We start from the raw sequence: 13,001 nt of genomic DNA, 5'->3' as shown, positions 1-13,001 counted from the left end.
GTAACGAGAATGCGACACGCAGTTATTCAAGTTTGATTATAGTTTACAACCTGAAGTTGACTTTAGGTCAAGAGGAAATTTTGTTTTGTTGTTTGTTTTGTTTTTATTTCACATAACATAAATGCTACAAATAACTTTTTCACTTTCATAATCCATTTCATGTAGCAGCTTTGCTTTTCGTAGAGACAGCCCATCCAGCCTGCACTCTTTGTATCACACTGCCATCGCGTGCATCGATCGTAAGAAGTGGAACGCCAGCGTCATCCATAGTCACGTTTCCTATAACAGGCCCATCCCCTGCTCCATTTCCATACTCATACTCCGGTTCTTCGGATGTCCATGTTCCATAGAAATCCCACACCGGGATCAGGATTGCTTCTGTGTCATTGTCTCCGCTCTGCATACGCATATAGCCCAGCTGAACCTTAGTTATGGTCATCTCCGCACTCTGTGCATCGATGGATGGATAACGATAGTCACTTCCTCCATCGACAGAAATCAGTCTGTTCTTGTCTTCTGTCATGATCTGCAATGTGATCGTTTTTTCAAAAATGTCTTTAATCTCATCAAAAGGAAGTAAAAACAGCCCTTCATCTGAAATATTCGATGTTTCAATAGGATTTCTGTGTAAAAAGCTCTGAATTGTCCCACTGCAAAAATCCATCGTCAGTACTTCACTCTCCCATCCTTCGGACTGTCCTTCATGAAGTGTTCCATCTTCGTTTTCCCATTCGAGAGCCTGCTCATTAACAGGCAAAGATGTCTCTCTCACATAATTAACCGGGATCCCGTCTATCATCCGTTCAAAAATAAAATCATCTTTTTCCAAAGTAGTACTTCCTTCGGTAAGTTTTTTTGAGAAGCTTTCAAATATCTCCCAGTCCCCGGAAACAAGACTTGGTACCTTATCTTTTGCTTCTTTTTCAGACACTTTGCCGCTTCCTGCTTTTATATAATTTTGAAAACGTTCTTCCCTTTCTTTTTTCTCACTCGGTGCCAGGGTCATATCTCCACAATCGTCAAAGATAAACTTTGCGATCCGAAATCCAAGTTCCTCCACATCAGATTCCTGTTCACTCTTTGTATAAGAGTACCGATAGGTCAGTCCATCTACTGTATACGTCCCTGCCTGTTCATTCTCATTGTTCTCTTCCTGCACGGGCTGTCCTTTGCCGAATGTGTCTTTTATCTTATTCTGTTCCTCTTCAGAAATCAGCACTCTCTTTACTTTTTTTAAACAGATTGCATCTACATCTGGCACTTTTACCGGTGCATCCGCTGTCAAAGTAAACTTCATCGGATTTTCTTTATCCTCCCGCTCCGCTGATCTTAAGTCTGCCTGGATCGTTGCCTGATAAGTTTCCGGTGCCCCTACCTGTTCTGCAACTGTTTTCTGAACTGTTTCCTTGTTTTCTTCTTTTTTCTGGTCTGTTTTATCCTTTTCTTCCACAACAGCAGACTGGACAACACTGTCACATCCTGATACCACTAAAAGATTCATACACAGAACGGCTCCCATGAACATTTTTATTTTTTTCATCACTTCCCCATCCTTTCTTATCCATATTAAAAAGGTACCCTCTTCTTGTAGGAAAAGAGTACCATATTGCCTTTCCAATGTATTCATCAAAATGTAAACAACTTGTAAATCAGAAGACAACCCTTACCGTTGTCCCCTCTCCTGGCTGGCTTTCAATCTTCAGCTTTCCACCATGGATCTCTGCCACCTTCACACAAAGTGCCAGTCCAAGCCCGGAGCCGCCTTCTTTACGGCTTCGTGATTTGTCCACCATATAAAAGGCATCTGTGATCTTTCCCAGTTCTTCCTCCGGAATTCCTATTCCTGTATCAGACACCTCAAATATCTTTTTTCCAGATGTTTCATATGCCTTTACCAGAATACTTCCGCCGGCATCCGTGGCCTTTAGGGCATTATCGATCAGGTTTACCAGAAGGCTTTCCATCAAGGCAGGATCCATCTTCATGGAAAATGCTTCATATTCCATTTTTAGCTGCACCTTTTTCTTCTCTGCCTGTTCCTTTTCCATATCAATGACATGATTTAAAAGGTCCCCTGCCGGAGTCATTTCCATCTGTATGGTGTGGTTCTGATAAAGTCCCAGCAACTGTAGCATTTTCCCCGAAAGAGCCTCCAGACGTTTCCCCTCACGGTTAATGTGTTCCAGTGCCCGATCTTTCTGTTCGTCTTTTAGCTTTACATGACGCAGGGTATCTGAATAACCAATAATGGATGTTAACGGTGTTCTCATTTCATGGGAAAGTGCTCCCATAAGCAGTTCCTGTTTCTCTGCCACCTCCTGCAGTTTCTCCATCCGTTCCACAGTCCTTTTCATCATCATGTAAATAAAAAGACCGGCAATCAGAAACACTGCCATATAGATACCCGCAAACCAGACCGCTGTCTGCCTCAACTCTGTAAAGAGTTCCGTGACTTCCCGGACAGAGAGGACATCATATCCTTCTGGTTTAGATAAAGCCACTTTTTGAAGAAGAAGGTATTTCTTCCCCAATTTCTGTATCTTGTAAGCATATGGATCATTTTCATTCTTCAAGCCCAGATTTTCAATTCCTACAAATTCATAATCTGTCAGATTTTCAATAGCAGCATTGCTTTTCTTATCGATCAACGCCATGCCAGCTCCACAGCATCGTTGAAACTGAAATCCCATATAGGCTTTCTTTCCGGTCTCTGACATCTGTTCATATTTGCTGTTATCCCAAAATTGTTCCAGTAGCGCCTTCCCATTTTCCAATTGTCTCCCGTATGTCTCAGCGGCATTATTTAAACTTCGTTTTCCTGTGACAAAAACGCTTAGTGCGCCCACCGGGATCAGCGCGCACAATAAAGTTACCAGCATAAGAAGTACTGTCCGTTTCCACAGCTTCATACCTATTTCTCCAGACGATATCCACCACTGCCAGATCTGCATCCTCATGCCATAAGAGCAGCCGCTGAGCTTCTTCCCCATCATAAGCTGCCACAGTCTCATACCCTGCCGCTTCCAGATTCATACACAACAATTCTGAAATTGCACGGTCATCCTCAATCACCAAAATTTTATTTTTCATTCCCGCAGCCACCTCTGGTACTTTTTCTACAGTATAGCTTTTTTTGCATCCTACGTCTACATGGCATTCTATCCTATATCCGTTTTCTCAGAGATCAGTGCTTTCATTTTCTCGTACTGTTGTTTTTCCACCAGGATTTTGTTTCCCTGTTTCCGGATCAGGCCTTGTTCTGAAAGTGTTTTGACTGCGCGGTTTATGCTTTTCAGACACATTCCGGTTTTATCTGCCAGGCTCTTCTGGCCTTCTTTTACACAAAGAATTCCATCTTTCTGATATTGCTCATAATGGTAAACAAGCAGCAGACATAAACGATCCGTCCCTTTCATCAGGAGAACGATGCGCTCATTTCTTGCCTGTTCCAGCAGATATTCGCCTATCAGTTTGCTTTCGTATTTCAATGCTTTTATATCTGAGTACATCCATTTTTCAAACATTGCTCTTGAAATCTTCACTGCAATACTGTCTGTTACAGTTCGAAGTGAAGTTTTGTACACATCCAGATCCATGATAAATTCCATTCCACCAAATGCATACATTTTTTGAAACTGCATAAAATCGTAGCTGACTCCAAGCACGCGGTAATCTGTGGCTACGATCAGTCCCTCTACGATAAAATAAATCGTATCTGCCGGATTGTTTTCTCTGATAAATGTTGTCCCTTTTTTTATTTTCTCTACAACCAATGAATCAATAAGCCAGTCAGGAGCAGTTCGAAAATATATTTCAAACTGCTCCCTCTTTTCCTGGCTTAAGGCTTTTAAAAAGGGACACTTCTGATGTAAATACTGTTCTCCCATATTCTTTTCTCCGCCAGTATAATATATTACTTCAGATCTTTGAGAATTGATTTTCCGATAGTGCCCTCTGGCATCTCCACGCCGAAGTTCTCTGCAATAGTCGCGCCGATCACACCAAAAGTATCCTGGTTCTCGATTGCACCTGTTTCCTTCATCTTCTTTGAATATGCAACAAACGGCACATATTCTCTGGTATGATCAGTTCCGGTATAAGTCGGATCATTTCCATGGTCTGCTGTCAGGATGAGAAGATCATCTTCTCTCAGTTCATCCATGAGAGCTCCCAGGCCTTTGTCAAATTTCTCGATCTCATGGCCATATCCTTCCGGATTTCTTCTGTGTCCCCACAGGGCGTCAAAATCTACCAGATTGACAAAGCAGAGTCCGTGGAAATCTTCTTTACAGATTTCAAGCGTCTGCTGCATACCATGAACAGAACTGTCGGAATGGTGCGTCTCTGTGATTCCTTCGCCACAGAAAATATCATTGATCTTGCCGACACCGATCACATCAAGTCCTGCATCTTTTAATGCATTCAGCGCTGTTCTGCCAGTCGGTTTGAGTGCATAATCATGACGGTTACTGGTTCTCTTGAACTCGCCTTTTTTCTTTCCGACATAAGGTCTGGCAATAACTCTGCCGACTCTCCACTCATCTTTCATGGTCAGTTCTCTGGCGATCTCACAGCAGCGATACAGATTTGCAAGATCAAAAGTCTCCTCATTTCCACAGATCTGCAGTACAGAGTCAGCAGAAGTATAGACGATCATCGCTCCTGTATTGATTTCTTCCTCACCAAGTTCCTCGATGATCTCTGTACCGCTGGCACTCTTATTTCCAATGACACGCTTGCCACATCTCTTCTCCAGCTCATCGATCAGTTCTTTTGGAAATCCTGTTTCTGTAAAAGTGATAAATGGTTTCTCTGTGTAAATTCCCATCATCTCCCAATGTCCAGTCATGGTATCCTTGCCATTGCTGGCCTCGCCGATTCGCATATAGCGGCCCAGTGGCTTCTCTACACCTTCCATATTTCCACCTTTATGCAGATTCAGCATTCCAAGTTTCTGAAGATTTGGAATATCCAGTTTTCCCATCTTATCCAGGATATGTCCAAAAGTATCCACACCTTTGTCACCAAATTTTTCAGAATCCGGCATTGCGCCGATTCCAAGTGAATCCAGAACGATCACAAATACTCTCTTATAAGTTTCCATAAATATTCCTTTCTGCCTGTCCGGCTCAGATCTGTATCAGCTTATCCGGTCTATTATTTTCCCTCGCCTTGTCTGCACGGATCAGTTCACGGATCGCCTGTACTGCAACCTGAATTGCTTTCTCTGTGTCATGTACTACCGGGTTTTCCAGTCCTAATTTTTCTCTTTCCTGATTTGCAAGTACCAGGAAACAGGATCCTGCACGTACTCTTAAATGGCTTGCCACTACGAAGAGGGCAGCGGATTCCATCTCAGAAGCAAGGCAGCCGAGGCGTTTCCATGCTTCCCATTTGTTCATCAGTTCATAGCTGACCGGTTTTGTTTCCGGCTCATGCTGTCCATAAAATGCATCTTTACACTGAACTACACCTGTATGGAATTCGCAGCCCTCTTTCTTAGCTCCTTCCACAAGGGCATTAGTCACTTCCAGGTCTGCTACCGCCGGAAATTCGATCGGTGCATACTCTTTGCTGGTTCCCTCCATACGAATAGCACCTGTTGCAATGATAACATCTCCGCTCTTTACTTCTGGCTGCATTCCACCACAGGTTCCGATACGTACAAAAGTATCTGCACCGCAGCGATAAAGTTCTTCCATTGCAATAGAAGCAGACGGTCCGCCGATTCCGGTGGAAGTCACGCTTACCTTTACTCCGTCCAGAGTTCCGGTATAAGTCACATATTCACGATTGTCTGCCACAAAAACCGGATCATCAAAATATTTTGCGATTTTTTCGCAGCGTTTCGGATCTCCCGGTAAAATAACGTAACGTCCGACTTCTCCCTTACCTACCTGGATATGATACTGTTTGCTTGCGTCTTCTGAATAATTTTTCATGTTTTTTTCCTCTCTTTCCGGTAACTATATATCCTGTTTTCATTTCTTTTTGTTTTATCTCTGTCCCTTGTCGTATGGGATTCCTTCTGCCTTTGGTGCCCTTGATTTCTGTGAAATAAAAGCAAGCACGATAAGAGAAATAATGTATGGCAGCATATTATATAAGCTGCTTGGAAGTTTTAATGCTACAAGTGGTGCAAATCCGGTGTACACATTTGACAGTGCGCGGAAAAATCCAAATAACAGTGCTGCCAGTCCAATGTTGACCGGTCTCCACTGACCAAAGATCATAACTGCCAGTGCCAGGAAACCGAATCCTGCTACACCATTTTCAAATTTCCATTCACTTACACCTGCAGTGATGTAGACCAGACCGCCAAGACCGCCAAGTGCACCTGAGATCAGTACACCTGCATAACGCATCTTATAAACAGAGATACCTACGGAATCTGCTGCCTGCGGATGCTCTCCACATGCACATAAACGAAGACCAAACTTTGTCTTATATAATACTACATGTGAGGCAATGATTGCCAGTACAACAAGCAGCATAAACCAATTAAATTCAAAATCTCCGATCTTTACCAGAAATACCTGTTTCGCCTGACGATATACTACGGTAGAAGATACGTTATCTGGATTTTCTGCCACATTGATTGCTCTTACGATAACAACTGCCGCTGCTGTTCCCATTAAGTTCAATGCTGTTCCAACCAGTGTCTGATCTGCATTGAAGTGGATCGCCGCAACTCCAAGGAACAGTGAAAACACCATTCCGACCAGAGCACTTGTCAGCACGATCAGGATAAATAAAACGATTCCTGGTGTTGATGCCGGAATAAATTTCATTGCCAGAGCACCACCGAGTGCTCCCATTACCATAATACCTTCCAGACCGATATTAATTACACCGCTGTGCTCAGAAAAACAGCCTCCAAGGGCAACCAGAGCCAGAACGGATGCAAAGATCAATGTGTACTGAACTAATAATGTCATATTATTTCCGGCCTCCTTCCTCTACTTTTGCATTTCTTTCTTCTTTTTTGTCCAGGTAACGGTTAAACCAGATCTTGAAGAAGAATACAAACGCACACAGATAAATAATAAACGCTGAGATCAGATCAGAAATCTGTGTACAGTATGTTGTTGTATCTACATAAGTACCACCGCTGGTAATATGCTGGATAAAATAAGATGCAAAAATTGTTCCGATCGGGTTCAGGCCTCCAAGAAATGCCGCTGCGATCCCATTGAATCCCATCCCCGGCACACTCGTCTGCTGCACCATCCACTGTTCAATTCCGCTTAAGTAGAAGATTCCTGCACCAAAGCCTGCAAGACCTCCGGAGATCATCATAGTAACGATGATATTTCTTTTTTCACGCATACCGCAGTATTTTGCAGCCAGTTTATTGATTCCTGTTGCCTTTAATTCAAAACCGAATTTTGTTTTCTGCAGCACGACCCATACAATGATCGCTACGATAACTGACATCGGTACACCGATCGTCATATATTTATTGTGAAACAGTTCATTTAATCCGGCTGTCGGAAGCATTGCGCTCTTGTTGTAGCTGAATAATAATTTTGTATATGGTGTAGAACCATCCTTTACCTGTGATAATAACATATTAATGCTGTAAAGAGAAATCCAGTTTAGCATAATACAGGAAATTACTTCATTTACATTCAGATATGCCTTTAATGCGCCTGAAATCCCGCCTATAAGAGCAGCCATAACTACTGCTGTTATCAGGCATACATACCACGGCATGTTAAACTTTAATGCCATATACAGGCATCCGCCTGCACCGATCACATACTGGCCTGCAGCACCGATATTGAACAGGCCTACTTTGTAGGCAAATATAACAGATAATGCACACATCAAAAGTGCAGATGCTTTTATCAACGTCGTTCCAAAATATTTCGTCGCCGCTGCGGCATTCGGATAATAGAAAAAGTTTTTCAAGATCGCAGTGATCGCTTTTCCTGCTCCGGCAGGTGAAATGATCAGCAGTACGACAAATCCAATGATAAGACCTATGATAATACAGATCAGAGATGCCCGTACCGTCTGAAATCCATTATTTCTCAGAAGTTTCTGTTTTTTATCCATTTTCTTTTGTCCCCTTTCTCTTCGAACCTGCCATGTATAATCCAAGCTCTTCCACGGATACTTTTTTCGGGTCAAATTCTCCGACGATCTCGCCCTCATACATGACCAGAATGCGGTCTGAGACATTCATGACCTCATCCAGTTCAAGACTTACCAATAATACACCTTTTCCTGCATCACGCTCAGCCACAAGCTGTTTGTGAATGTATTCGATCGCACCGACATCCAATCCTCTGGTCGGCTGTACTGCGATCAGGAATTTCGGATCTTTGTCGATTTCTCTCGCGATGATCGCTTTCTGCTGATTTCCTCCGGACATGGAACGTACTGTTGTGATCGGTCCCTGACCGGAACGGATATCGTACTGTTTGATCAGACGATCCGCATACTTTCTGATTTCTTTTCTCTTCAGGAAACCGAAGCGGTCTGTAAACTGTGGTTCGAAATAACGTTCCAGAACAATGTTGTCTTCCAGTGAATAATCAAGTACCAGGCCATGTTTATGCCTGTCTTCCGGAATATGGCTCATGCCGGAAGTGATACGTTTGCGGATCGGCATATTGGTAATATCCTGACCATTCATTGTGATCGTTCCTTCTTTTAACGGTTCCAGTCCGGACAGACCGTATACCAGTTCTGACTGGCCATTTCCGTCAATTCCTGCTATGCATACGATCTCTCCTCTTCTGACATCAAAAGATACATTATTTACAGCATTATTCTTATGCTGTTTTGATGCAACCGTCATATTTTTTACGCTTAATACAACATCTCCTGTTTTGGCCGGCTTTTTGTCGACAATAAAGTTTACATCTCTTCCAACCATCATTGCGGAAAGTTTTTCCGGAGTAGTATCTTTGATATCTACGGTTCCGATGTATTTTCCTTTTCGAAGAACGCTGCAGCGGTCTGCTACTGCCATGATCTCAGCCAGTTTATGAGTGATAAACAAAATGCTCTTTCCCTCTGCCGCCAGATTTTTCATGATCACCATGAGCTCCTGGATTTCCTGCGGAGTAAGTACTGCTGTCGGCTCATCAAAGATCAGGACTTCATTATCACGATACAGCATTTTCAGGATTTCCGTTCTCTGCTGCATACCCACGGTGATATTTTCGATCTTTGCATCCGGGTCAACGGCAAGTCCGTACTTCTCAGACAGCTCTACTACTTTTTTTCTTGCTTCGTCTTTCTTAAGGAAGCCACCTTTTGTCGTAGTTTCTACTCCAAGCATAATGTTGTCCAGTACGGAAAAGCATTCTACTAATTTAAAATGCTGATGGACCATACCAATTCCAAGTTCATTGGCATCATTCGGGTCCTGGATCTCAACTTTTTTACCGTCTTTGTGGATCTCTCCTTCTTCCGGCTGATACAATCCAAACAAAACACTCATCAGCGTTGATTTTCCGGCACCATTTTCTCCAAGCAGTGCATGGATCTCACCTCTTTTTAGCTGAAATGTAATATTGTCATTCGCTACAATACCCGGAAAGCGTTTTGTTATATTTAACATCTCAATAACATACTCACTCATTATTTTCCTCCTTTATTTCACCGCTTATTATTCCTGTTATTTAATGCTGCCGTAATCGGTCGCTGTGATCTCTGTTTCCGGGAATGTTGTGCTGTCACTTGAGACTTCATATTCTCCGTTGTACATTCTCTCTACCAGTTTCTGATAATCTTCTTTTGTAAAAGTATCATCCCACTGTGTCGTCTCTTCCGGAAGCTGTACATAGTTTTCAGCCGGGTCCGGTGATTCCATTCCAAGGTTTTCGATCTTTCCTACGTACTCATCCCATTCGTCATTCAGGATCGCATCAAGTACATTGTCAATGGTGACCTGCAGGCCTTTCATCGCAGATGTCACGGTCAGTCCGTCTTTGTACTCATTGATCGTTACTGACTGATCCAGGTCAACACCGATTACTTTTCCACCGGTCTTGACTGCCGCCTCTGCCGCTGAAGTATAGATACCTCCACCACAGGCAAATACGACTTCTACACCTTTTGATCCATACCAGGTATCCATGTAAGCTGTGATATCTGCATCTCCATAGAACTGTCCGCCGCATACATATTCGACCTGCACTTCATCGGTAATTCCAAGTTCTTTTGCCGCTGCATCCGCGCCCTGTACGTATCCGTATCCATAACGGTTGACCGCCGGAACAGACATTCCTCCGAGGAATCCCAGATGACGGTAGCCAAGCATTACTGCCGCATAACCTGCCATAAATCCAGAAAGCTCTTCCTGATAAGTACAGCAGTATACGTTATCTTCGTTGTAGTAATCGGTCACATTGTAGTGATCCGGATTATAGTCATATCCTTCTCCGATACCTTTTTCGCAGATATCACCGGCACTTACGTCCAGTGCCAGAAATTTAACTTCCGGATAAAGATCCGATTCATCGATCACAGTCGGGGCAAATACGTAGCCGGATAATACGATCACATTCGCGCCATCCGCTACTGCCTGATCCACACTTGCTGTTCTTGCTTCATCGGAGTCACTCTGTGGTTTGTAATAGTTGAATTCAATATCGTTTTCTTTTCCCCATGTCTTACATGCCTCGTAAGTCATCTGATTGAAGCTCTGGTCGGTGATATCACCAGAGTCTGTTACCATTGCTACTTTCATTTTTTGTTCAGAAGCATCAGCCGCATTTTTGTCCTGTGTACTTCCGCATCCTGCCAGCGATCCAGTAATCGCTGCTGCTAATAATATTGCCATTATTTTCCGTTTCATTATGGCGTCTCCCTTCATGTTTTTTTGATTTTGTCATCCGCATTTGTTAGTTCAAAGTATAAGCGGCGTTGGTCCTTTTTTCATAGGACACATGTCTTTTTTTAGAAGTGCTTTCGATATTTCGTTGCTTTTTGATAATTTGCTGCGTTGGTTTTTAGTTATTTTATACAATTGAGGATGCCTGATTTCCACAAAAAAAATCCTTCTGATATAAAATCAAAAGGATTTTTTTAATAAACATTTTCTCAATGTGTCAGGTCCTTCACCCACTTATACTTCCGGAAATGTTGAAGCACCCAGGGCAGTTTGCCGACTTCATCGATGCAGGTACAGGCTTGACACTCCCCACAGCTAAAGCAGAGGGATTCTTGCTTCTACCACTACTGCATTGGTGAATACCTTACGGTACTGCAATGTCTTACACAGTGTCCACAAGCTGGATTATACTGTTCCCGTATGCCCTACGGTACAGTTTTCTGTCTTTATGCATACTGCATCTGCAGTCCTTTTTTCAGGATATTGATGCCTGCATTCATATCCCGGTCATGGACCACGTGACATTCTGGGCACTCCCAGATACGAATACGCAGATTTTTTACCAGAGGATTCTGGCAGCCACAGCAACTGCAGGTCTGGCTGCTCGGATACATCGTTGGTACTCTGCAGATCTCATTTCCATACCAGACTGCCTTATATTCCAGCATTTTGAAAAACTTTGCCCAGGAAACACTTGCTATGGATCTTGCCAGTTTATGGTTACGGAGCATCCCCTTCACATTCAGGTCTTCGATACAGATGGTTTGGTTTTCACGCACCAGCAGCGTTGACTGTTTCTGCAGGAAATCATTCCTTTGATTGGTTATCTTCTCATGTACTCTGGCAACTCTGATCCGCTGTTTGTCGCGGTTCTGGGAACCTTTCTGCTTCCGGGAAAGTCTGCGCTGCTCTCTTATGAGTTTTCGCATAGAGCGTTCCAGATATCTGGGATTTGATACTGTATTACCATTACTGTCGGAATAGAACTCTTTGATCCCAACATCAATCCCGATCATTCCGCCATTATTTTGACGTGAGTCCGGTTCGAAGTCAACATTCAGGACCGCAAAATATTTTCCTGACGGCGTATGCTCAATGGTCACATGATGGATCTTTCCAATTTCCATCGACTGACGCACTTTGACAAAACCAAGTTTTGGAAGTTTGATATATCTTCCCACAATGCGGATATTATCTTTTTGGTTTATGGTCCTGTATGACTGGAACCGGTTATGTTTACTTTTGAAGATTGGATGGGACGCCCTCTTTTGAAAAAAATTCACAAATCCCCGGTCGAGATCCCGTAAAGACTGCTGTAATGCAATGGAATCAGCTTCCTTCAGAAAAGCAAACTCTTCCTGTTTTTTCAGTTCCGTCAGCATGGCGGACGTCTGGGTATAGCCGATCTTTTTCCCATTTTCATAGCCTTCCTTACGCATGGCAAGCCCCCGGTTATAGATGAGCCGGCAGCATCCCAGTGTTCTGTGGATGAGGTTTTTCTGTTCTCTGTTCGGGTAGATCCTGAATTTGATTCCTTTTTGCATTATCCCATCTTGTCCTTTTGTCTCTGCGATGTTTTCTGGTTCTCAATATACTGCTTTACTGTTTCCAGCGGGGCACCGCCCACGGTAGATACAAAATAGCTGTTTGTCCACAGGGTCGGCATCTTGGTTTTAAGATACGGAAATTCCTGTCTTAAGATCCTGGACGTATAGCCTTTGAAAGATTTTACAGCTTTGTGGATGCCCAGCTGAGGATCTACTTCCAGCAGCATATGAACATGATCTGGCATGATTTCCATTTCCAGAATGTCTACAGAAAGATTTGCAGCATACTCTGTGAGCAGCTCCTTCAGCCGGACATCTACACCATTAGTTAATACTTTTCGTCTATATTTTGGGCACCATACCACATGATACTTACAGGAATAGACGATATTGTTATTGGATTTATATGTTGTGTTCATATTTGTATTATATTATATTTTTGCAATTAATACAATCATTGTTTTGTCCATCTTCAATTACTTGCGTAAATTCGATGGACGCGTCTTATATCCCCGTAGCTAAAGCCTTAACTTGACCCATAAGTAATCATAGATATTTATATGTTCCCATGTTATACTAAAGAAAAAGGGGAGATCCAAATG

The 13,001-nt window shown here is 42.9% G+C and carries 12 protein-coding genes; all 12 read right to left on the bottom strand.

Annotated features, from left to right (window positions below; all coding sequences use genetic code 11):
• Positions 1-157: 157 nt before the first annotated feature.
• Positions 158-1,540, bottom strand: a complete 1,383-nt coding sequence (locus WMO75_RS16820; protein WP_118251865.1) for a DUF6034 family protein — start codon at positions 1,538-1,540, stop codon at positions 158-160.
• A gap of 109 nt (positions 1,541-1,649) precedes the next feature.
• The gene (locus WMO75_RS16815; RefSeq protein ID WP_303223956.1) at positions 1,650-2,774 is read right to left on the bottom strand and encodes a sensor histidine kinase; all 1,125 of its coding nucleotides are present in this window, start codon (positions 2,772-2,774) and stop codon (positions 1,650-1,652) included.
• Between the two features lie 25 nt (positions 2,775-2,799).
• A complete protein-coding gene (locus WMO75_RS16810) occupies positions 2,800-3,090 on the bottom strand; it encodes a response regulator transcription factor (protein ID WP_302700258.1) in 291 nt (96 codons plus the stop codon).
• Between the two features lie 68 nt (positions 3,091-3,158).
• Positions 3,159-3,887 carry a Crp/Fnr family transcriptional regulator gene (locus WMO75_RS16805; protein ID WP_303223959.1) on the bottom strand — a complete coding sequence of 243 codons (729 nt, stop codon included), beginning with the start codon at positions 3,885-3,887 and terminating at the stop codon, positions 3,159-3,161.
• A 26-nt stretch (positions 3,888-3,913) separates the two neighbouring features.
• A complete protein-coding gene (locus WMO75_RS16800; RefSeq protein WP_349078573.1) occupies positions 3,914-5,104 on the bottom strand; it encodes a phosphopentomutase in 1,191 nt (396 codons plus the stop codon).
• Positions 5,105-5,129: 25 nt separating this feature from the next.
• Entirely contained in the window at positions 5,130-5,942 is an 813-nt protein-coding gene (gene udp, locus WMO75_RS16795) for a uridine phosphorylase (protein WP_227222757.1), read from the bottom strand.
• A 54-nt stretch (positions 5,943-5,996) separates the two neighbouring features.
• Positions 5,997-6,938, bottom strand: a complete 942-nt coding sequence (locus WMO75_RS16790) for an ABC transporter permease (protein WP_118699531.1) — start codon at positions 6,936-6,938, stop codon at positions 5,997-5,999.
• Position 6,939: 1 nt separating this feature from the next.
• Positions 6,940-8,061: an ABC transporter permease gene (locus WMO75_RS16785; RefSeq protein WP_349078570.1), complete on the bottom strand. Its 1,122-nt coding sequence runs from the start codon at positions 8,059-8,061 to the stop codon at positions 6,940-6,942.
• Positions 8,054-9,598, bottom strand: a complete 1,545-nt coding sequence (locus WMO75_RS16780; protein WP_349078568.1) for an ABC transporter ATP-binding protein — start codon at positions 9,596-9,598, stop codon at positions 8,054-8,056. The genes WMO75_RS16785 and WMO75_RS16780 overlap by 8 nt, the downstream gene beginning before the upstream one ends.
• A gap of 36 nt (positions 9,599-9,634) precedes the next feature.
• Positions 9,635-10,816: a BMP family lipoprotein gene (locus WMO75_RS16775; RefSeq protein ID WP_349078566.1), complete on the bottom strand. Its 1,182-nt coding sequence runs from the start codon at positions 10,814-10,816 to the stop codon at positions 9,635-9,637.
• Between the two features lie 482 nt (positions 10,817-11,298).
• Positions 11,299-12,396 carry an IS200/IS605 family element RNA-guided endonuclease TnpB gene (gene tnpB / locus WMO75_RS16770; protein ID WP_303223963.1) on the bottom strand — a complete coding sequence of 366 codons (1,098 nt, stop codon included), beginning with the start codon at positions 12,394-12,396 and terminating at the stop codon, positions 11,299-11,301.
• Positions 12,396-12,818, bottom strand: a complete 423-nt coding sequence (tnpA, locus tag WMO75_RS16765; RefSeq protein WP_173906386.1) for an IS200/IS605 family transposase — start codon at positions 12,816-12,818, stop codon at positions 12,396-12,398. The genes tnpB and tnpA overlap by 1 nt, the downstream gene beginning before the upstream one ends.
• Positions 12,819-13,001: the final 183 nt, after the last annotated feature.

It is taken from the genome of Blautia intestinihominis, from assembly GCF_040096655.1.
GTDB classification, from domain to species: domain Bacteria; phylum Bacillota; class Clostridia; order Lachnospirales; family Lachnospiraceae; genus Blautia_A; species Blautia_A intestinihominis.
Note: the sequence above shows the minus strand (reverse complement) of the source record. Positions and strands in the feature narration are given on the sequence as shown.